The sequence below is a fragment of the Streptomyces sp. NBC_01635 genome (genome assembly GCF_045209715.1).
In the GTDB taxonomy this organism is placed as follows: domain Bacteria; phylum Actinomycetota; class Actinomycetes; order Streptomycetales; family Streptomycetaceae; genus Streptomyces; species Streptomyces hirsutus.
Genome location: NZ_CP109277.1, coordinates 7,672,765 through 7,692,708, shown reverse-complemented (window position 1 = coordinate 7,692,708; position 19,944 = coordinate 7,672,765). Strand labels below are relative to the sequence as shown.

The 19,944-nt window shown below is 72.2% G+C and carries 15 protein-coding genes; all 15 read right to left on the bottom strand.

Annotated features, from left to right (window positions below; genetic code table 11):
* Positions 1–7: 7 nt before the first annotated feature.
* Positions 8–1,453 carry a nucleotide pyrophosphatase/phosphodiesterase family protein gene (locus OHB56_RS35700; RefSeq protein ID WP_406357910.1) on the bottom strand — a complete coding sequence of 482 codons (1,446 nt, stop codon included), beginning with the start codon at positions 1,451–1,453 and terminating at the stop codon, positions 8–10.
* Entirely contained in the window at positions 1,450–2,619 is a 1,170-nt protein-coding gene (gene eboE / locus OHB56_RS35695) for a metabolite traffic protein EboE (RefSeq protein ID WP_406357908.1), read from the bottom strand. Before eboE ends, OHB56_RS35700 begins: the two co-directional genes overlap by 4 nt.
* Before the next feature lie 3 nt (positions 2,620–2,622).
* The gene (locus OHB56_RS35690; protein WP_406357906.1) at positions 2,623–3,516 is read right to left on the bottom strand and encodes a TatD family hydrolase; all 894 of its coding nucleotides are present in this window, start codon (positions 3,514–3,516) and stop codon (positions 2,623–2,625) included.
* A complete protein-coding gene (locus tag OHB56_RS35685; protein WP_406357904.1) occupies positions 3,516–4,325 on the bottom strand; it encodes an EboA domain-containing protein in 810 nt (269 codons plus the stop codon). Before OHB56_RS35685 ends, OHB56_RS35690 begins: the two co-directional genes overlap by 1 nt.
* Positions 4,322–5,284, bottom strand: a complete 963-nt coding sequence (locus OHB56_RS35680) for a sugar phosphate isomerase/epimerase family protein (RefSeq protein ID WP_406357902.1) — start codon at positions 5,282–5,284, stop codon at positions 4,322–4,324. The genes OHB56_RS35685 and OHB56_RS35680 overlap by 4 nt, the downstream gene beginning before the upstream one ends.
* Complete coding sequence (locus OHB56_RS35675) at positions 5,281–6,357, bottom strand: SCO3242 family prenyltransferase (protein ID WP_406357900.1); 1,077 nt, start codon at positions 6,355–6,357, stop codon at positions 5,281–5,283. Before OHB56_RS35675 ends, OHB56_RS35680 begins: the two co-directional genes overlap by 4 nt.
* Positions 6,354–7,529: an inositol-3-phosphate synthase gene (locus OHB56_RS35670; protein WP_406357898.1), complete on the bottom strand. Its 1,176-nt coding sequence runs from the start codon at positions 7,527–7,529 to the stop codon at positions 6,354–6,356. Before OHB56_RS35670 ends, OHB56_RS35675 begins: the two co-directional genes overlap by 4 nt.
* Positions 7,530–7,660: 131 nt before the next feature.
* A complete protein-coding gene (locus OHB56_RS35665) occupies positions 7,661–11,374 on the bottom strand; it encodes a ThuA domain-containing protein (RefSeq protein ID WP_406357897.1) in 3,714 nt (1,237 codons plus the stop codon).
* A 265-nt stretch (positions 11,375–11,639) separates the two neighbouring features.
* A complete protein-coding gene (locus OHB56_RS35660) occupies positions 11,640–12,638 on the bottom strand; it encodes a sugar phosphate isomerase/epimerase family protein (RefSeq protein WP_326755832.1) in 999 nt (332 codons plus the stop codon).
* Between the two features lie 16 nt (positions 12,639–12,654).
* Positions 12,655–13,872, bottom strand: coding sequence for a Gfo/Idh/MocA family protein (locus OHB56_RS35655; protein WP_206188749.1), 1,218 nt, complete (start codon positions 13,870–13,872; stop codon positions 12,655–12,657).
* A gap of 79 nt (positions 13,873–13,951) precedes the next feature.
* Positions 13,952–15,001 (bottom strand): substrate-binding domain-containing protein, encoded by a 1,050-nt coding sequence (locus OHB56_RS35650; RefSeq protein WP_406357894.1) that lies wholly within the window; start codon positions 14,999–15,001, stop codon positions 13,952–13,954.
* A gap of 17 nt (positions 15,002–15,018) precedes the next feature.
* Positions 15,019–16,038, bottom strand: a complete 1,020-nt coding sequence (locus OHB56_RS35645) for an ABC transporter permease (protein ID WP_055630083.1) — start codon at positions 16,036–16,038, stop codon at positions 15,019–15,021.
* Complete coding sequence (locus OHB56_RS35640; protein WP_388279012.1) at positions 16,035–17,552, bottom strand: sugar ABC transporter ATP-binding protein; 1,518 nt, start codon at positions 17,550–17,552, stop codon at positions 16,035–16,037. Before OHB56_RS35640 ends, OHB56_RS35645 begins: the two co-directional genes overlap by 4 nt.
* Before the next feature lie 329 nt (positions 17,553–17,881).
* Positions 17,882–19,063, bottom strand: coding sequence for an ROK family protein (locus OHB56_RS35635; protein WP_326757231.1), 1,182 nt, complete (start codon positions 19,061–19,063; stop codon positions 17,882–17,884).
* Between the two features lie 193 nt (positions 19,064–19,256).
* On the bottom strand, positions 19,257–19,934 hold the full coding sequence (locus OHB56_RS35630) for a GntR family transcriptional regulator (protein ID WP_055591683.1): 678 nt from the start codon (positions 19,932–19,934) through the stop codon (positions 19,257–19,259).
* Positions 19,935–19,944: the final 10 nt, after the last annotated feature.

Here is a 19,944-nt window from a genome sequence, read left to right as displayed (position 1 = left end):
TGGCGCGTCAGCCGAGTCCGGCGAGCTGGAGCAGGAGTTGCTTGACATCGGTGGCCGCGACGCGGTCTCCGACGGCACGGGGGGTGGAGCAGATGAGGAGCGGACCGTCGTCGTCGCTCGCCGGGAGGCGGCCGTGGCTGCCCCGAATGGGCGACGGGTCGAGGGGCACGACCGCCATCCGGTAGCGCAGGCCGAGTTTCTTGCGCGCCAGCGCGGTGGCCGCCTTCACCTTGACGTACGGGTCGAGGGGGTCCATGAAGAGCTCGACCGGGTCGTAGCCGGGTTTGCGGTGGATCTCGACGAGCTGCGCGAAGTCGGGTGCGCGGTCGTCGTCGAGCCAGTAGTAGTACGTGAACCAGGCGTCGGGTTCGGCGACGGCGACCAGTTCGCCGGCGCGCGGATGGTCGAGGTGATGGGCCTTCTTGCCCTCGTCGTCCAGGAGCTGGTCGATGCCGGGCAGGCCTTCGAGGGCGGCCCGGGTGGCGTCGAGGTCCTCGGGGCGGCGCACGTAGACGTGGGCGATCTGGTGGTCGGCGACCGCGAAGGCGCGCGAGGCCATCGGGTCGAGGTACTCCATGCCGTCCTGCGTGTGCACCTCCAGCAGGCCCGCGCGGCGCAGGGCGCGGTTGATGTCCACGGTCCGGTTCACCCGGGTGATGCCGTACTCGGACAGGGCGACGACGGTACGGCCCTCGGCGCGTGCGTCGTCGAGCAGCGGGGCCAGGGCGGCGTCCAGGTCCGCGGCGGCCCGCAGGGAGCGCGGGTCGTCGGGGCCGAAGCGCTGCAGGTCGTAGTCGAGGTGGGGGAGGTAGCACAGCGTCAGGTCGGGGTGCCGGGTGCGCATGATGTGGCGGGTGGCGTCGATGATCCACTGGCTGGAGACGAGGTCGGCGCCGGGCCCCCAGAAGTGGAACAGGGGGAACGTGCCGAATTTCTCGGTGAGTTCGTCGTGCAGGGCGGGCGGGCGGGTGTAGCAGTCCGGCTCCTTGCGGCCGTCGGCGTAGTAGACCGGGCGGGGGGTGACGGTGATGTCGGTGTCGGCGCCCATGGCGTACCACCAGCAGATGTTGGCGACGGTGTAGCCGGGGTGCGCGCGGCGGGCGGCGTCCCAGAGTTTGTCCCCGGAGACGAGACCGTTGTGCTGGCGCCACAGCAGGACGTCGCCGAGCTCGCGGAAGTACCAGCCGTTGCCGACGATGCCGTGTTCGGAGGGGAGGGTGCCGGTGAGGAAGGTGGACTGGGCGGCGCAGGTGACGGCGGGCAGCACGGTGCCGAGCGGGGCGCGGGAACCGGACTGGCCGAGCTTCTTGAGGTGGGGCATGTGGTCGAGGAGGCGGGGGGTGAGGCCCACGACGTCGAGGACCAGGAGGGGGGTGGGACCGGCGGCCGTGGGGTCTTTGACCGGTTCTGCGGTGCGGTCTGCTGTGCGGTCTGCTGTGGGGTCCGGGGTCATGGGAGTTCCTTCAGGCCTAGGTCCGTCAGCAGGTCGCGGGCGAGGGTGAGTTCGGCGGCGATGCCGTCGGCGAGCTGGGCGCGGCCCTTGGGCCGCAGCTCGGATGGGAGGGCCTGCCAGGTGTAGGTCTCGACCTCCAGGTGGCGGGTGAGGGGCTGCGGGCCGCCGACGAGCCGGGTCAGGACGGTCTTCAGCACGGGCAGCGTGGAGGTGAGGGGCGCGGTGGGAGCCGCGTGCAGCGGGACGTGGAAGTGGGCGCGCCAGGGCGCCCCGTCGGGCAGGGTGTCGCCGGCCAGGGCCTCGTCGAGGTCGTCGGTGCCGCGCAGTCCGGCGGCGGTGGACGTGCGGGTCTGGTGCAGGAAGCGGGGCTCGGCGAAGGCGCGCAGGGCCTCGCGGACCTCGGGCAGATGGGGCTGCTCGGCGTGCAGGGCGGCGGAGAGCTGGGACTTGACCACGGGGATGCCGGCCCGGACGAGGTCGTCCAGGGCCGTGTGCGGATCCTCGAAGGACGTGGCGAGGTGGCAGGTGTCGACGCAGATGCCGATGCGGTCGTGGCCGATCGCGGTGAGCGGTCCGATGGCGTCGTGGGTGGTTTCGACGACGCAGCCGGGTTCCGGTTCCAGGGCGATGCGGATGGAGCGCCCGGTCAGCTCCTGGAGTGCGTCGAGGCGTTCGGCGAGGGCGCGCAGGGCGGTGCGGGAGGCTTCGGCGCGCTCCGTGTCGTGCGCGGTGCGCCAGGCCAGCGGCAGGGTGGAGATGCTGCCGTCGGGAACGTCGTCGGGGAGCAGTCCGGCGAGGAGGCGGGCCAGCGAGGTGGTGTACTCCAGGCGTTCGGGGTCGGCCCAGTCCGGTGTGTAGACGCGGTACTTGACCTTCTCGGCGCCGAATCCCTCGTAGGGGAAGCCGTTGAGGGTGACGACCTCGAGGCCGCGCCGGTCGAGTTCGCAGCGCAGGCCGCGCAGGGCGGACGGGTCGGTGACGAGGGCGTGGGCGGCGCCCTTGGCGAGCCACAGGCCGATGCCGAGCCGGTCGCGGCCGAGCCGACGGCGGACGGGCTCGCAGTGGTCCCGCAGCTGGGCGAGGACACCGTCGAGGGTCTCGGCGGGGTGCACGTTGGTGCAGTAGGCGAGATGGACGGTGGACCCGTCGGGGTGGCGGAAGCGCATGGCTCACGCCTCCGCGGCCGTGACGCCGGCCGTCCGCGGGGGCTCGTCCCTCGGTACGCCGCGCTGGATGGAGTTGCCCTCGTGGGTGGCCTCGGGGGCGGTGACGTCGAGGGTGAGCCGGCCGCTGAGTCCGTAGAAGGCGACGGGGTTGCGCCACAGGACCCGGTCGACGTCGTCCTCGGTGAAGCCTTCGGCGAGCATCAGGTCGGCGACCTTGCGGGTCTTGAGCGGGTCGCTCTTGCCCCAGTCGGCGGCGGAGTTCACCAGGACCCGCTCGGGGCCGTGGGAGCGCAGGATCGCGACCATCCGTTCCTCGTCCATCTTGGTGTCGGGATAGACGGAGAAGCCGAGCCAGCAGCCGCTGTCCTTGGCCTCCTTGACGGTGGTCTCGTTGAGATGGTCGATCAGGACGTGCTCCGTGGGCAGCGCGGACTCCCGTACGACGTCGAGGGTGCGGCGCAGTCCGGTGAGCTTGTCGCGGTGCGGTGTGTGCACCAGGGCGGGCAGGCCGTGGTCGGCGGCGAGCTGGAGCTGGACGGCGAGCGCGGTGTCCTCCGCGGACGTCATGGAGTCGTAGCCGATCTCGCCGACGGCCACGACGTTGTCCTTGACGAGATACCGGGGCAGCAGGTCGAGGACGGGCGTGCAGCGCGGGTCGTTCGCCTCCTTGGGATTGAGGGCGATGGTGCAGTGGTGGGCGATGCCGTACTGGGCGGCGCGGAAGGGTTCCCAGCCGAGGAGGGAGTCGAAGTAGTCGACGAAGGAGGCGGGCGAGGTGCGGGGCTGGCCGAGCCAGAAGGCGGGCTCGACGACGGCGCGGACGCCCGCCCCGTACATGGCCTCGTAGTCGTCGGTGGTCCGCGACGTCATGTGGATGTGGGGGTCGAAGAGGCGCATCAGGACTCCTTGCCGTGGGGGTCGTCCGTGGTGTGACTCGGGGTGGAGGAGGCGGAGGCTGACCCGGCGGGGGCCAGGGCCAGGGCCCGTACGCGGTGCAGGTCCTCCGGGACGGGGCGGCCGGCGGCGGTGCGCTCGTCGGCGTAGTCGCCGAGCATGCGGGCGAGTTCGCCGTCACCGCGGGCCCGTCGGGCCAGGTCCGCCACCCGGTCCAGGGCGACGCCGGTGAACAGGCACTTCAGTACGGCGTGCCGCCAGGCGTGAGCGTCGAGGTGCCGGGCGCAGTACGGGCCGACGGCGGCGGCGACGAGCCGGGTGTCGTTGGTGCGCAGGGCGTCCTCGACGAGCGGGCGGGCGTCGGGGCCGGGCACGAGGTGGGGCAGGGCGTGCAGGACCGCCCGGCGTTCGTCGGCGGTGCCCTGGTCGTAGACCCGGGTCAGCGCCTCGGTGTCGGCGCGGGCCGTGTGCAGGATCAGGACGCGGACGGCGTCGGCGTGGGCTCCGCCGCAGCGGCGGCCGGCCTCGGCCAGGCGCAGCTCCCATACGGAGATGGGTCCGTGGGTGCCGGGGTGGGCGGCGGCCTCGTCGAGGGCCTGGTCCAGCCAGGCGCGGGCGGCGGCCCCGAGACCGGCGGAGAGGAGGCGGTGCAGTTCGGCGGGCGGGGTGACGGCGGGATTGATCGGGGCGGCGGCAGGGGCGGCGGGGGTGGTGCCGTCGGCTGCCGGGTTTCCCGGGGGGTGGGGGGCCGCCCCAGGGCCGCTGGGGGTGGCCTCCTCCGGGGTCTCCGGGGTGGCATGGGGGTGGCTCACGGGGTGCTGCTCCCTTCTGGGGTGGCGGAGGGATCGCCGGGCGAGGGCGCGGGGACGGAAGTCGTGCCGGCGCCGGTGGCGGTCGCCGCGGTGCGAGCCGCGGCGTGGAGGAGCGGAAGGGAATGGGCGGCGAAGCGGGGGCCCGCATGGGAGTGGCGGGGCAGTTCGACGACGGTCAGGCCCTGGTAACCGGTGGCGGCGAGGGCCGCGAGGACGGGCGGGAAGTCGATCTCGCCGTCCCCGAGGGGCAGGTGCTCGTGGACACCGCGGCGCATGTCCTCGATCTGGACGTGGCGCAGCCAGGGCGCGGCGTCCCGTACGCAGTCCGCGGGAGGGAGGGGTTCGAGGCACTGGCAGTGGCCGATGTCCAGGGTGAGGCCGAGGAGTCTGGGGTCCCCGAGGGTGCGGCGCAGACGGTGGAAGTCGGCGAGGGTGGCGAGGAGGTGACCGGGTTCCGGTTCGACGGCGAGGGGCACGCCCTCGGTGGCGGCGGCGTCCAGGACGGGGGTGAAGGTCTCGGCGAGGCGTTTCCAGGCGGTGTCCTCGTCCGTGCCGTCGGGGACGATGCCGCTGAAACAGTGCACGGCGTGCGCGCCGAGGTCGGCGGCGACGCGGACCGCCCGCAGGAGGAGGTCGACGCGGCGGGCGCGGTCGTCCGGGTCGGGGTCCAGCAGCGACGGGCCGTGCTTGCGGCGGGGGTCGAGCACATAGCGGGCGCCGGTCTCCACGGTGACGCCGAGCCCGAGCGCGTCCAGCCGGTGCGCGACCCGGCGGGTGCGCGCCGCGAGGTCCGGGGCGAGCGGGTCGAGATGCATGTGGTCGAGGGTCAGCCCCACCCCGTCGTAGCCGAGGTCGGCGAGCAGGGCGAGGGCGTCGTCGAGACGGAGGTCGGCGAGGCCGTTGGTGCCGTAGCCGAAGCGGAGGGGCGACGGAGGGACGCCGTCCGGGTCCCGGCTCATGTGATGCTCACCTTCCTCATGCCGGACCTCCTCGCGAACATCCGGCCGGCCGGGGCCAGGGCCGCGACGAGCAGGGAGGTGACGGCCGAGCCGGAGCGGGCGGCGAGCGCGGCCTGGAGCGGGATCGTGGCCCGGATGCCGCCGCCGACGGCGCGCTGGGTGAGCGGGGGCGAGGGGTTGAGTGCGGCGTGGAAGTAGGGCCGGCCGGCCGTGGCGGCGTAGGCGGCGCCCAGGGCGGCGGCGAGGGCCCCCGTGACCTGGAGCGGGTGCTCGGCCGGGCCGGGGCCCGGCAGGCCGGGGGCGGCTGCTGCCCGCCGGCCTGCCGGGAGTCGGGTGCGGCGGTGGGTGACCAGCCGCGTCAGCGCCGCCGTCGTCGCGAGGGCCGCCAGCGGGGCCAGGACCGAACCGCCGGTGGTCTCCCGGCGGGAGACGGCCGTGACCGCGAGGGTGTGCGTGCCGAGCAGCGCGGCGGAGGGCAGGGCCGTCCGGGTGCCGCCGCCGGTGGCGGCCGCGCCCAGGAGCAGGTCCAGTCCGCGGGCGGCGGCCATGGCCGCGGGACCGGCGGGTGTGTGCTTCAGCGCGAGGTCGTAGGCCCAGACGGTCGCCGCCAGGGGCGCGGCGACCGCGAGGGCGGGGCGTCCCGCACCGGCGGCGAGCGCCAGTCCGGCGCCGGTGAGGGCACCGGCGGCGGTGAGGGCGGCGGCCGGGCGGATACGGCCGGACGGAATCGGGCGGTGCGGGCGTTCCGCGGCGTCCTCGGTGCGGTCCGCCCAGTCGTTCAGGGCCATGCCGGCCTCGTACAGGCACAGGGAGGACCCGATGGCGAGCAGGGTGCGGGGTCCGGGGCGTGCGCCGGCCGCCGCCGTGCCGGCCAGGACGTCGCCGGGGACGGTGAACAGCGCGGGCAGGCGCAGCAGTTCGGCCCAGGCGCCCGCGCGGCCGGAGCGGGAGCGAAAGGTGCGGGGTGCGGCACCGGGGAAGGGTGTGGAAGCGTCCTCGGGGGCCGGGTCGTCTGCCGCCGTCGACCCGGCCGGAGCGGGTGTGTCCTGCGCCGGGACGGCCGTGCGGCTCACCGCTGCGCCCCGCGGTCGGGGGCGTCGTCCCGCAGCCGCCCGGCGAAGCGCCTGAGCTCCGCGTACTGCTCGGCCAGCGAGGACGGGCCGTCCCCCACCGGGTCCTTGAAGTAGAAGCCCAGTTCGCCCAGCGGACCGGACAGGCCCCTCTCCCGGGCGCGGGCGACCAGCCGGGCCAGGTCGAGGACGAGCGGCGCGGCGAGCGCCGAGTCGCAGCCCTGCCAGGTGGTCTGCAGGATCATGCGGGCGCCGAGGAAGCCGTCGAAGGCGATGTGGTCCCAGGCCGTCTTCCAGTCGCCGAGCGCGGGCACGTCGTCGATGTGGACCTCGCCCTCGGGGGCGGTGCCGAGGGTGTCGGCGAGGACGCGTTCCTTGCCGGCGTTCTTGGCGGCGGCGGTCGCGGGGTCGGCGAGGGCGGCGCCGTCGCCGCCGCCCAGGAGGTTGGTGCCGGACCAGGCGCGCACGGCGAGGGCGCGTTGCAGGAACATCGGGCCGAGTACGGAGCGCAGCAGGGTCTGCCCGGTCTTGCCGTCGCGGCCCGCGTGGGGGACGGGGGCCGTCGCCGCCTGCTCGGCCAGCGCCGGGTGGTGCAGGCCCGCGGAGGGGGTGAAGTTGACGTAGGGGCAGCCGGCGCGCAGGGCGGCCGCCGCGTAGAGGGAGCTCGGCGGCAGGGAGCCGTCGGCGGGGGCGGGCTCGGTGGAGGCGACGTTCACCACGACGGCGCCCGCGAGTCCCCGGCGGCGCACGAAGTCGCGCATGTCGGCCGCGAACACGTCGATCAGTTCGTCGTCGTGGCGGCCCGAGCCGCCGTCCGTGTCACCGGTCGGGGGGCCGCCGGGCCTGATCTCCCGGTCAGCGGCGACGAGTTCGGCGTGTACGGCGGAGGGCAGACCGTGCGGCAGGACGCCGCCGGCGGCGAGGTGTTCGGCACGTTTGGGCAGCGGGCAGTCGACGGTGTCATGGCCGCCGAAGACGAGGGACGACAGCGGCGGCAGGCCGCACGAGGTGAAGTCGGGGGTCTCGGTGACCATGCCGGTCGGCGGATGGAGTCCGGCGGCGACGGCGGCGCAGCCCGTGATCGCGGTCGTGGCGACGGATCCGCGCGCCCCGATGAGCCAGACGCCGTAGCGAGGGGCCGGGGAGGGGGTGGGGAGGGACGGTTCGGCGGACATGGGCAGCCTCCTTGTCGTACGCGAACCGGGTGGGAACGCCGGAAGCCGACGAGCGGGGTGCCGGGCGCGGGGCCCGGCGGGACGGCGGGCGGAGGTCCGGCGTCCTCCGCCCGCCGCCGTTCCGGTCGCCCTTAGGAGGGCAGTTCCTTCAGCTGGATGTTGCGGAAGGAGACCTGGTCGTCGGCCCCGTGGTTCTGAAGGCCGATGTGTCCGTCGGTCAGGCTCCGCTCGGGGTCCTTGTTGGTGAAGTCGTTGATCTTGACTCCGTTGAGGAACACCTGGAGGCGTTCGCCCTGGACCTTGATCTCGTAGGAGTTCCACTGGCCGGGCGGACGCAGGACCTGGTCACGGGCCTTGATGTTCGCCGACTTGAACGAGTAGACGGAGCCCGTGGTGCGGTCGGGCGCGTCCGTGGCGTCGATCTGGATCTCGTAGCCCTTGTTCACCGCGGACCAGGGGTCGTCGGAGGCCGGGAAGCCCACGAAGATCCCGGAGTTGTCGTCGCCCCGCATCTTCCAGTCGAGCTTGAGGGAGTACGACTTCAGCTCCTTGGCCTGGTACCAGAGCAGACCCATGCCGCCCTCGGACTCCAGGGTGCCGTCCTTGACGTTGAACGTGCCGGGGCCGGCCTGCTTCCAGCCGTCCAGGGTCTGGCCGTTGAAGATCCTCCGGTAGTCCTTGCCGGGCTTGCAGTCCGCCTTAACCTGGCCGGTGGCGTACTGCAGGCCGCCGAGCAGATGGGCGCGGAAGGCCTCCTCGGCGTAGGACTCCTTGGTGTGGCCGCCGCCGGTGTAGAAGGAGCGGCCGCCGCCGTAGCTCTGGCACCAGGCGATCGGGTGGTCGCCCTTCATCGTGCCGCCCTGGTACGTCGTCTCGTCGAGGGTGGCGAGGACCTTGGCCTGCTCGCGCGGGTTGGTGCGGTAGTTGTACCACTCGTCGGTGCGCTCCCACGCGTCGTCCAGGTGCGCGGTGGACGGGTGGTCGTGGTCCTCGACGCGCACGGTGGCCTTCTGGATGGCCGGGTGCGAGTCGAAGTGGGCGCCGACGAGGCCGCCGTAGAACTCCCAGTCGTACTCGGTGTCGGCGGCGGCGTGGATGCCCAGGTAGCCGCCGCCGTTGCCGACGTAGTTCTCGAACGCCTTCTGCTGGGTGGCGTTGAGCACGTCACCGGTGGTGGACAGGAAGGCCACCGCGTCGTACTTGGCGAGGTTGGCCGTGGTGAACTGCCCGGCCTCCTCGGTCGCGTCGACCGTGATGCCGGCCGGGGCGCCGAGTTCCTTGAGGGCGGCCACGCCGGCCGGGATGGAGTCGTGCCGGAAGCCGGCGGTCTTGGAGAAGACCAGGACCTTCTTGCCGTTCTTGAACGGCTGGGTGGAGAACTCGAAGTCGTCCACGTCGTACAGTGCTCCGTCGCCGCCCCTGAAGACCAGGTAGATCTCCGTGGTGCTCTTCGGCAGCGACCGCAGCGGTACGTCGACGTTCTGGAACGTCTCCCAGCCGCCGGTCGGCGGGATGTACGCCGAGCCGTGCAGCTTGCCGTCGGGCGAGCCGGTGCGCAGTTCGACGAAGCCGCCGGCGCCGCCGGAGGAGGCCCGCACGGTCAGCTTCTTCTGCCCGTCGAACCGGTAGGGACTGAAGGAGATCCAGTCGCCGTCGTTGATGTCGCCGACGGTCTTGCCGCCGTTGGCGGCGGTCTTGTCGAAGGTCTTCACGCCCGACTGGGTGGTGAAGTGCTCGGCCTGGCGGTGCAGCGGCTGGAGCACGGTCCGGGCGGTACCGGTCAGGGCTTCCTGGCCGTTGGCCCCGCCGTCGGTGTAACCGGCGCCTACGACACCGTAGATGTTGGCGTTGGGGTCGTGGCCGCCGTCTCCGGCGGGCGGCTTGAGGGTGCCCTCACAGCCCGTCTCGCTGGTCAGCTCGTGGGCGTGGGAGTCGTGGCCGAGGCTGTAGACGACCTTGACCTTGGAGCAGTCGACCTTCTCCTCGGGGTCGGTGACGGTCACCTTGAAGGGAACGGGCTCGCCGAAGGCGGCCAGGCTGCCGTTGCCCGGGACCTCGATCTTCACCTTGGGCTCGGTGTTGCCGACCACGATCCGGGTGCTGGCGCTACCGGTGTTGCCCTCGGGGTCCTTCGCGGTGAAGGTCGCGGTGTAGGTGCCGACCTTCTTGTACTTGTGGGTGGGCTTGAGGCCCTCGCCCTTGGTGCCGTCGCCGAAGTCCCAGCTGTAGGTGAGGTCCGGGGAGTCGGCGTCCTTGGCGGAGGCGGTGAAGGCGACCTTGAGGCCGGCCGCGCCGGACGTCTTGTCGGCGCTCACCTCGGCGATCGGGGAGAAGCCGTCCTCGGCGTTCTCGATCCGGTACAGCGCGGAGTTGTCGTCGCCCTGGAACCAGGAGACGCCGTAGTCCAGGACGTAGAGCGCCCCGTCGGGGCCGAACTCCATGTCCATGATCTGGGTGCCGGTCCACGGGAAGTCGTTGATCTTCGCGACGGAGCCGTCCGCGTTCTGCTCGATCCGCTTGATCCAGCGGCGGCCGAACTCGCCCGCGAAGAAGTCGCCGTCGTACGCCTCGGGGAACTTCACGCTGGAGTCGAGCTCGGGGTCGTAGCGGTAGACCGGGCCGGCCATCGGGGACTCGGAGCCGCTGCCGAACTCGGGCACGGAGCCGCCGTCGTACGGGATCCAGGCGGGCTGGGCGGGCGGCAGGTCGGTGAGACCGGTGTTGTGCGGCGAGGTGTTCCTGGGGGCGGCGCAGTCGAACTTCTCACCGGAGGTCTTGGTGGCGAAGTCGTAGTCGACGTAGGCGTCGTTGTCGCCGGTGCAGAACGGCCAGCCGAAGTTGGCGGCCTCGGTGACCTTGGCGAACTCGACCTGTCCCGCCGGGCCCCGCTTCGGGTCGGCGGCGCCGGCGTCGGGGCCGTATTCGCCGACGTAGACGGTGCCGGTCTTGTCGTCGACGCTCATGCGGAACGGGTTGCGGAAGCCCATCGCGTAGATCTCGGGACGGGTCTTCTCGGTGCCGGGGGCGAAGAGGTTGCCCTCCGGGACGGTGTACGAGCCGTCCTCGGCGACCTTGATGCGGAGGAGCTTGCCGCGCAGGTCGTTGGTGTTGCCGGAGCTGCGGCGGGCGTCGAAGGCCGGGTTGCGGTTCGGCCGCTCGTCGATCGGCGTGAAGCCGTCGGAGGCGAAGGGGTTGGTGTCGTCGCCGGTGGACAGGTAGAGGTTGCCCTCGGCGTCGAAGTCGATGTCGCCGCCGACGTGGCAGCAGGTGCCGCGGGAGGCCGCGACGTCCAGGACCTTCTTCTCGCTGGCCATGTCCAGCGTGCCGTTGGGGTTGAGGACGAAGCGGGAGAGGCGGTTGACGCCGTCGAACTTCGCGAAGTCCGCGGCGGTGCCGGTCTCCGGGGCGTCGCCCGCGGGGGTGTCGAGCGGCGGGGCGTAGTAGAGGTAGACCGCCCGGTTTTTCTTGAAGTCCGGGTCGATGCCGACGCCCTGCAGGCCCTCCTCGTCATGGCTGTAGACGGGGATCTTGCCGGCGACCTTGGTGACACCCGCCTGGTCGGTGAGGCGCAGCGTGCCGTCGCGCGAGGTGTGCAGGACGCTGCGGTCCGGGAGCACGGTGAGCGACATCGGCTCACCCGTCTCGGGCTCGCCCTTGGCGAGCGGTACCTGCTGGAACTGCCCTTCGGCGGCTGCCGGTTCATCGTGTTCCGGGTGCCCGGGGTGGGCGCCGGCGACGGTCGCCGGGGTCCCCGCGGCCAGCATCAGGCCGGTGAGCAGGGCGAGGGCGGTGCGAAGTCTGGGACGCCTCGTGGTGTGGGTGGATGTGGGTCTGCTTCTGTGCACGAAGTCCCTCCGGGAACGGGATGGGGCCGTACGGAACGGGTGCGAAGACGTGCGGTGCGGGCGCCGGGGTGCACCGTCATCCCGGCGGTGTGGGTGTCCTGAACACTTCAGGGACGGTAACCGCGTTCATCCTGAACGAACACCCCTTGGGCCGGGACTGGTTGAACTTTTCCCCAACGCAGGACAAAGCATGATTCGGGCAGGTCGGACCGGGGACCGGCGGACGTTCCGGCCCCCGTCCCCGACCTGCCGTCGGGCGTGCGGTTCAGCTGTTGAACGCCGCGTCGAAGGAGGCCGACGGCGGGTCGAAGTCGTACGCCTTCAGCCGGGTCAGCGCCTCCGGGGCGCCCTGGAGCCGGTCCATGCCGGCGTCCTCCCATTCGACGGAGACGGGGCCCCGGTAGTCGATGGAGCGCAGCATGCGGAAGACGTCCTCCCAGGGGACGTCCCCGTGGCCGGCGGAGACGAAGTCCCAGCCGCGCCGGGGGTCGCCCCAGGGCAGGTGGGAGCCGAGGCGGCCGTTGCGGCCGTCGAGGCGCTTGCGGGCCTCCTTGCAGTCGACGTGGTAGATCCGGTCGCGGAAGTCCCACAGGAAGCCGACCGGGTCGAGGTCCTGCCAGACGAAGTGGGAGGGGTCGAAGTTGAGCCCGAAGGCCGGCCGGCGGCCGACCGCGTCCAACGCGCGGACGGTGGTCCAGTAGTCGTAGGCGATCTCGCTGGGGTGGACCTCGTGCGCGAACCGCACGCCCTCGGCGTCGAAGACGTCCAGGATCGGGTTCCAGCGCGTCGCGAAGTCCTCGTAGCCGCGGTCGATCATCGACTCGGGCACGGGCGGGAACATGGCGACCAGGTGCCAGATCGCCGAGCCGGTGAATCCGATGACGGTGTCGACGCCGAGGAGGGCCGCGGCGCGCGCGGTGTCCTTGATCTCGGCGGCGGCCCGCTGCCGTACACCCTCGGCCTCGCCGTCGCCCCAGATCCTGGCGGGCAGGATGGCCTGGTGGCGTTCGTCGATGATGGCGTCGCACACCGCCTGGCCGACCAGGTGGTTGGAGACCGCCCAGACCTTGAGGCCGTACTTGTCGAGGAGCTGACGCCGGGAGTCCACGTAGGACGGGTCGGCGAGTGCCTTGTCGACCTCGAAGTGGTCTCCCCAGCAGGCGAGTTCGAGGCCGTCGTAGCCGAAGTCGCGGGCGAGCCGGCAGACCTCCTCCAGGGGGAGGTCCGCCCACTGGCCGGTGAACAGCGTGAAGTCGCGGGGCATACGGGTCTGCCTTTCCTCAGGCTGCGATCGGCGTGTAGACGGAGTTCTTCTGGGCGCTCTCCTCCACCGCCGCCAGGACGCGCTGCACCTGCAGCCCGTCGGCGAAGGAGGGTTCGGGCGTGCGGCCCTCGGCGACCGCGTGGACCAGGTCTCGGGCCTGGTGCACGAAGGTGTGCTCGTAGCCGAGGCCGTGGCCGGGCGGCCACCAGGCGTCCAGGTAGGGGTGGTCGGGTTCGGTGACCAGGATGCGGCGGAAGCCCGCGTGCGCCCCGGGCTCGGTGCCGTCGTGGTAGGAGAGTTCGTTGAGCCGTTCCAGGTCGAAGGCCAGCGACCCGCGTTCGCCGTTGAGTTCGATGCGCAGCGCGTTCTTGCGGCCGGTGGCGTACCGGGTGGCCTCGAAGGAGGCGAGGGCGCCGGAGGCGAAGCGGCCGGTGAACAGGGCGGCGTCGTCCACGGTGACCTCGCCGGTGCCGGCGGCGTCGACCGCGGCCAGTCCGCTGGTGGGCGCGGCGGGCAGCGGCCGCTGCCGGACGAACGTCTCGGTGAGCGCGGAGACGCCCGCCAGCCGCTCACCCGCCAGGTGCTGGGCGAGGTCGACGATGTGCGCGCCGAGGTCGCCGAGCGAGCCGGAGCCGGCCTGTTCCCGGCGCAGCCGCCAGGTCAGCGGGAACGCGGGGTCCACCAGCCAGTCCTGGAGGTACGTCACCCGGACGTGCCGGAGGGTGCCGATGCGGCCCTCGGTCACCATCCGCCGGGCCAGCGCGGTCGCGGGGACCCGGCGGTAGTTGAAGCCGACCATCGCCAACCTGCCTTGCCGCCCTGCCTGTTCGGCGGCATCGGCCATCGTCTCGGCCTCGGCCACGGTGTTGGCGAGGGGTTTCTCGCACAGCACGTGCTTGCCCGCGGCGAGCGCGGCCACCGCGATCTCGGCATGGCTGTCACCGGGGGTGCAGATGTCGACGAGGTCGACGTCGTCCCGTTCGACCAGGGCGCGCCAGTCGGTCTCGGTGTCCGCCCAGCCGTGGCGGTCGGCCGCCGCGCGCACCGCGGTGGCGTCCCGGCCGCAGACGACGGCCAGTTCGGGGCTCATCGGCAGGTCGAACACGCGGCCCGCGGTGCGCCAGCCCTGGGAGTGGGCGGCGCCCATGAAGGCGTAGCCGACCATGCCGACGCGCAGGGGCGGTTTCCCCGTCTCCGTGCCGTCCGCCCCGTCTGACTGCTGCGGCTGTGCCATACGGATGTCCTCCTCGTCGTCGTGGCGGGCGGGGGTGGCCCCGCCCGGTGGGCTGGTCAGGCCCGTGGGGCGGGGCTCCTCACTTGAAGCCGGTGGACATGTACTGGTCGACGTTCTCCTTGTCGACGACGGCCGAGTAGCAGGTCAGCGAGGTGGGGATCTCGAACTCGGCGAGACCGCCGACGCCCTTGCCCTGTCCGAGGGCGCGGGCGAGGTCGATCGCGGAGGCGGCCATCGACGGCGGGTAGAGCACGGTCGCCTTGAGGACGCCGTTGTCCGCCTTGATGGCCTGGAAGGCGGAGAGCGCGCCCGCGCCGCCGACCATGAGGAAGTCGTCTCGCCCGGCCTGTTCGATGGCGCGCAGCGCGCCCACGCCCTGGTCGTCGTCGTGGTTCCACAGGGCGTCGAACTTCGACTGGGCCTGCAGGAGTTGGGCCATCTTGGCCTGGCCGGACTCGACGGTGAAGTCGGCGGCCTGGCGGGCCACCTTCTTGATGTTGGGGTAGTTCTTCAGCGCGTCGTCGAAGCCCTGGGTGCGCTGCTTGGTGAGCTCCAGGTTGTCCAGGCCGGCCAGCTCGATGACCCGGGCGTTCGGGGTGTCCTTGAGCTTCTCACCGATGTAGTGCCCGGCGTTCAGCCCCATGCCGTAGTTGTCGCCGCCGATCCAGCAGCGGTACGCCTGCGGTGAGTTGAAGACGCGGTCGAGGTTGACGACGGGAATGCCGGCGCGCATCGCCTTCAACCCGACCTGGGTGAGCGCCTTGCCGTCCGCGGGGAGCACGACCAGGACGTCGACCTTCTTGTTGATGAGGGTCTCGATCTGGCCGATCTGCTGGGCGGTGTCGTTGGAGCCCTCGGTGATCTCCATGGTGACGTCCGAGTACGTCTTGGCGCGCTTCTCGGCGTTGTCGTTGATGGCGTTGAGCCAGCCGTGGTCGGCCTGCGGTCCCGCGAAGCCGATGGTGACCGGCTTGCCGGGCTTGGCGTCGGCGGCCGACTGGTCGTTGGCGGTCGGCTCGGCGTCGCTCGGCTCGTTGCTGGTACAGCCGGTGACGAGGACTCCGGCGGACACGGCGGCGGCTCCGAAGAGCAGCCCTCTGCGGCTCGTGAGAGGTGTCGGCTCTGGCATGGCGGTGAACCCTTTCGTCAGGTCGTGCTCGCGGTACGGCGCTGGACCAGCACGGCGGCGACGATGATCGCGCCCTTGGCGATCTGCTGGACGTCGCTCTGCAGGTTGTTCAGGGCGAAGATGTTCGTGATCGTGGTGAAGATCAGGACGCCCAGCACGGAGCCGACGATGGTGCCGCGGCCTCCGGTGAGCAGGGTGCCGCCGATGATCGCGGCGGCGATGGCGTCGAGCTCGTAGAGGTTGCCGTTGGTGTTCTGGCCGGAGCCGGACAGGATGATCAGCAGGAAGGCGGCGATGCCGCAGCACAGCCCCGACAGCAGGTACAGGTACAGGCGTTGGCGGCGGACGTCGATGCCGGCGAGCCGGGCCGCCTCCGCGTTGCCGCCCACGGCGACGGTGCGGCGCCCGAAGGTGGTCCGGTTGAGGACCAGCCAGCCGATGACGGTGACCGCCGCGAACACCAGGACCAGCGGCGGGATGCCGAGGACGTAGGCGTCGCGTTCGCCGAGGTCGAGAACGCTGTCGATGGTGACGACCTGGGTCCGCCCGTCGGTGATCTGCAGGGCGAGACCGCGGGCCGAGGCGAGCATGGCGAGCGTCGCGATGAACGGGACCATCCCGCCGTACGCGATCAGCACCCCGTTGACCAGACCGCAGCCGACGCCGACGAGGACGGCGGTGAACAGGATGCCGGCGAACCCGAACTCCTGGGTGGCCACCGTGGTCGCCCACACCGAGGCCAGGGCGACGATCGCGCCGACCGACAGGTCGATGCCGCCGGAGGTGATGACGAAGGTCATGCCGACGGTGACGACGCCGATGACGGAGGCCTGGGTGAGGACGAGCTGGAGGTTGCGGGTGTCCAGGAACTCGTCCGGCTTGGTGATGCCGCCGATGAGGACGAGTGCGGCGAGGACGCCGAGCAGCGACAGGGTGCGGACGTCGGCGCGGAACAGCACGGTGCGCCAGGCGGGCGCGGGGCCGGCTGCCGGCACCTTGTCGGTGCTGTCCCGCGGCGGGGAGACGGGCTGCGTCATGACGCCGGACTTCCTTCCATGACGAGGTCGAGTACACGGTGTTCGTCGAGTTCCGGGGCGGGCGCCGTGTGGACGACGTCGCCCTCCCGGAGCACCAGGACGCGGTCGGCGAGGCCGAGCACTTCGGGCACCTCGCTGGAGACGAGCAGGACGGCGAGGCCTTCGTCGGCCAGCCTCCGTATGACTGCGTACAGTTCGGCGCGGGCGCCGACGTCGACGCCGCGGGTGGGTTCGTCCAGCAGCAGCACCCGGCAGCCGCGCAGCAGCCAGCGGGCGAGCACTGCTTTCTGCTGATTGCCGCCGGACAGGGTGCGCACGGGCACGTCCGGGTTGTCCGGCCTCAGCGACAGTTCGCGGGTGGCCGCGCGGGCCGCGCCCAGTTCGGCGCCGCGGTCGATCCAGCCGGCGCGCGAGAAGCGGGACATGGCGGAGAGCGACACGTTGCGGGTGACGGACTCCAGCATGAGCAGGGCCTGCGCCTTGCGTTCCTCGGGGGCGAGTCCGATCCCGGCGCGGACGGCGGCGCGCACGCTGCCCGGCCGCAGCGGGCGTCCGTCGACCAGGACCCGGCCGGAGTCCGGTTTGCGGGCGCCGTAGACCGTCTCCAGGATCTCGGAGCGCCCGGAGCCGACGAGCCCCGCGAGCCCGACGATCTCCCCCGGGCGCAGTGCGAGGTCGAGGGGGGCGAACTCGCCCTTGCGGGAGAGGTTTTCGACGGTCAGCACCGGCTCTCCGGTGGGCGGGGAGGCCGGTCGCGGGGGGAAGACGTACTCGACGTCGCGGCCCGTCATCAGGGCGACCACCTCGCGGGTGGGGGTGGACCTGGCGGGCAGCCCGCCCGCGACGGCGCGGCCGTCCTTGAGCACGGTCACCCGGTCGCCGATGCGCCGGATCTCCTCGAGGCGGTGCGAGATGTAGACGACGGCGACCCCGTCGGCGGTGAGGCCGTCGACGATGCGGAAGAGGTTGTCGACCTCGTCCGGGTCGAGCGCGGCCGACGGCTCGTCCATCACGATGAGGCGCACGTCGTGCGAGAGCGCCCGCGCCATCGAGACGATCTGCTGTTGGGCGGCGGACAACTCCCCTACTGCACGGCCCGGTTCGATCTCCGGGTGCCCGAGCCGGGTCAGCAGCTCGGCCGTCGACTCCCTGGCCGTCCTGGGACGGACGACGAACCCGGCGGTGGTCGGTTCGTGGCCGAGGTGGACGTTCTCGGCGACCGTCATGTGTTCCACCAGGTCGAGTTCCTGGTAGATGGTGGCGATCCCGAGGCGCATGGCGGCGATCGGCGAGCGCAGGGTGACGGCTTCGCCGCGCCAGCGGATGGTGCCCGTGTCGGGCTGGTGGGCGCCGGCCAGCACCTTGATCAGGGTGGACTTGCCGGCGCCGTTCTGGCCGAGCAGGCAGTGCACCTCGCCGGCCTGGACGTCGAGGTCGACGCCGTCCAGGGCCCGGACGCCGGGGAAGGACTTGGTGATGCCGGACATACTGAGCAGCGGTGGTTCGGGTGCCATGCGGATTCCCCTCGGCGGGCGTGCGGGCCGGTGTCAGGGCGGTGTCAGGGCGGTGTCAGGGCGGTCCCCTTGCGGGGAAGGTGTTTTCGGGCAGGCCGGGGTGCCGGGACGGTGCGGCGCTGTGTGGGAGGGACGGTGCGGGGACACGGGCGGAGCGGGTGGCGCGGGTGGTTCGGGTGGTGCCGGGCCGTACGTGTGGCGGGGTGGGGGTGCGTGGTGCCGGTGCGCTGTTCCGTCGGTGGAAACGGTGGACGCTCTGCACGGTGGAGGGCAGAGCTGTTCTGTGCGGTGGAACCGGACTTGCTGCGTGCGGTGGAGCGGTGGGCTGCTTACGCGGGTGAGAACAGGTGGTCGCTGATGAGCCGGGCCGCGCCGATGACTCCGGCGGTGGGACCCAACTCCCCCAGGACGATGGGCAGGTTGCCGGTCGCCAGAGGCAGCGACTGACGGTAGACCTGGGTGCGGATGGCGGCGAGCAGGGTGTGGCCGAGGCCGGTCACCCCGCCGCCGATCACCACCAGGCCGGGGTTGAAGAAGCTGACCAGGCCGGCGATGACCTGGCCGGTGCGGCTGCCGCCCTCGCGGATCAGGTCGATCGCGGCGGCGTCTCCTGCGGCGGCCGCGGCGGCGACGTCGACGGCACTCAGCGTGCCGTTCGTCTCCAGACGGCTCGCCAGTTCGGCGGAGAGCTGCTGCTGGGCGGCCTCCAGGGCGTCCCGGGCCAGGGCCGCGCCGCTGAAGTGGGCCTCCAGGCAGCCCCGGTTGCCGCAGGCGCACGGGCGGCCGTCGGGTACGGCCTGGATGTGGCCGATGTCGCCGGCGCTGCCCGTCGTACCGCGGTAGACCTCACCGCCGACGACGATGCCGCAGCCGATGCCGGTACCGATCTTGACGCAGAGGAAATCGGGGACGGTGCGGGCGACGCCCGCGTGCTGCTCCCCCATCGCCATCAGGTTCACGTCGTTGTCGACCATGACCGGGCAGCCGAGGTCCTGGCTGAGTGCCTCCCGCACGGGGAAGCCGTCCCAGCCGGGCATGATCGGCGGTGCCACCGGTATGCCCTCGGGGAACCGGACCGGGCCCGGGACGCCGATGCCGGCGCCGTCGAACCCCTCCGCAAGTCCCGAAGCCCTCAACTTCGCCGCCATGGACAGCACCTGCTCGAAGACCGCGACCGGTCCGTCACGTACGTCCATGGGCTGGTTGATGTGCCCGAGGATCTCCAGTTCGGCGTTGGTGACGGCGACGTCGACCGAGGTCGCGCCGATGTCGACGCCGAGGAGCCGCAGGTGCGGGTTGAGGCGGATGTTGTGGGAGCGCCGGCCGCCGCGCGAGGCGGCGAGTCCGTCGGCCACGACGAGTTCCGTCTCCAGCAGCCGGTCCACCTCCACGGCCAGTTTCGACCGGGAGAGGTCGACCTGGTCGCCCAACTGGGCACGGGAGTTGGGTCCGCCGTCGCGCAACAGCCTGAGCAGTCGGGCCTGATGGGCGTTCGCGGGCCGTGCCGTCATGCGTCTCACGAACCCCTCCCCGCCTCGATCGGCCTCTGCGCGCCGGTTTCCGGCCACGTGTGTGGCGTGCTTTCGAAGGGAACGTAGCAGCGGCTGCCGGAGGTGGGAAGAAGTCGCGCAGGAATTGCCCCCTACTTTTTCCACTCACAGGACAAAGAGGTCGGTGCGGAGCCGCTTCCCCGGGTACCCGGCGTCAGGACTTCGCCTGTTCGAGGTACGAGCGCCGGGTGTGTTCGGTGTGTTCGCGCATGAGCCGCTCGGCCAGCCGCTCGTCGCGGTTCACGATCGCGGTGATGAGGTCGCGGTGCTCGGCCCAGGACTTCCCGCCACGCTGCCGGGCGACGGGGGTGTGGTACCAGCGCACACGGCGGCCGACCTGGGCGGCGAGTTCGGCGAGGACGGCGTTGCCGGCCAGTTCCATGATCTTGGCGTGGAAGCGGGCGTTGAGGGCGACGGCCTCGTCCACGTCGTCGGAGGCGACGGCCCGCAGACCCAGTGCCACGATCTCGTCCAGGGCCTCGATGCCCGCGCTGTCGGCGTTGAGCGCGGCAAGCCGGGCGGCCTCGGCCTCCAGCAGCGTGCGGACGGTGAGGAGCTGGTCGGCCTCCGCCTCCGTCGGCTCGTGCACGAACGCGCCCTGGGCGGGGCGCAGATCGACCCACCCCTCGGTGTTCAGCCGCTGGAGCGCCTCGCGCACGGGCTGCCGGGAGACGCCGAGGTGGCCGGCGAGTTCGCTCTCGACCAGATGCTGGCCGGGACTGAGGGCGCGGGTGGTGATGAGTTCGAGCAGTGCCTCGTAGACGCGGTCGCGCAGCGGGCCCGGGCGTTCGAGCTTGGGCACCGCCCCCTGGGGCAGTCCGGTCGACAGCATCGCGGTCCCC

What these genes read in the sequence shown, in the direction of transcription:
- OHB56_RS35700 (WP_406357910.1), bottom strand. Translation starts at nt 1,453, where the DNA reads ATGACCCCGGACCCCACAGCAGACCGCACAGCAGACCGCACCGCAGAA.
- OHB56_RS35680 (WP_406357902.1), bottom strand. Translation starts at nt 5,284, where the DNA reads ATGAGCCGGGACCCGGACGGCGTCCCTCCGTCGCCCCTCCGCTTCGGC.
- OHB56_RS35640 (WP_388279012.1), bottom strand. Translation starts at nt 17,552, where the DNA reads ATGGCACCCGAACCACCGCTGCTCAGTATGTCCGGCATCACCAAGTCC.
- OHB56_RS35650 (WP_406357894.1), bottom strand. Translation starts at nt 15,001, where the DNA reads ATGCCAGAGCCGACACCTCTCACGAGCCGCAGAGGGCTGCTCTTCGGA.
- OHB56_RS35660 (WP_326755832.1), bottom strand. Translation starts at nt 12,638, where the DNA reads ATGCCCCGCGACTTCACGCTGTTCACCGGCCAGTGGGCGGACCTCCCC.
- OHB56_RS35635 (WP_326757231.1), bottom strand. Translation starts at nt 19,063, where the DNA reads ATGACGGCACGGCCCGCGAACGCCCATCAGGCCCGACTGCTCAGGCTG.
- OHB56_RS35670 (WP_406357898.1), bottom strand. Translation starts at nt 7,529, where the DNA reads ATGTCCGCCGAACCGTCCCTCCCCACCCCCTCCCCGGCCCCTCGCTAC.
- eboE (WP_406357908.1), bottom strand. Translation starts at nt 2,619, where the DNA reads ATGCGCTTCCGCCACCCCGACGGGTCCACCGTCCATCTCGCCTACTGC.
- OHB56_RS35645 (WP_055630083.1), bottom strand. Translation starts at nt 16,038, where the DNA reads ATGACGCAGCCCGTCTCCCCGCCGCGGGACAGCACCGACAAGGTGCCG.
- OHB56_RS35655 (WP_206188749.1), bottom strand. Translation starts at nt 13,872, where the DNA reads ATGGCACAGCCGCAGCAGTCAGACGGGGCGGACGGCACGGAGACGGGG.
- OHB56_RS35690 (WP_406357906.1), bottom strand. Translation starts at nt 3,516, where the DNA reads ATGCGCCTCTTCGACCCCCACATCCACATGACGTCGCGGACCACCGAC.
- OHB56_RS35630 (WP_055591683.1), bottom strand. Translation starts at nt 19,934, where the DNA reads ATGCTGTCGACCGGACTGCCCCAGGGGGCGGTGCCCAAGCTCGAACGC.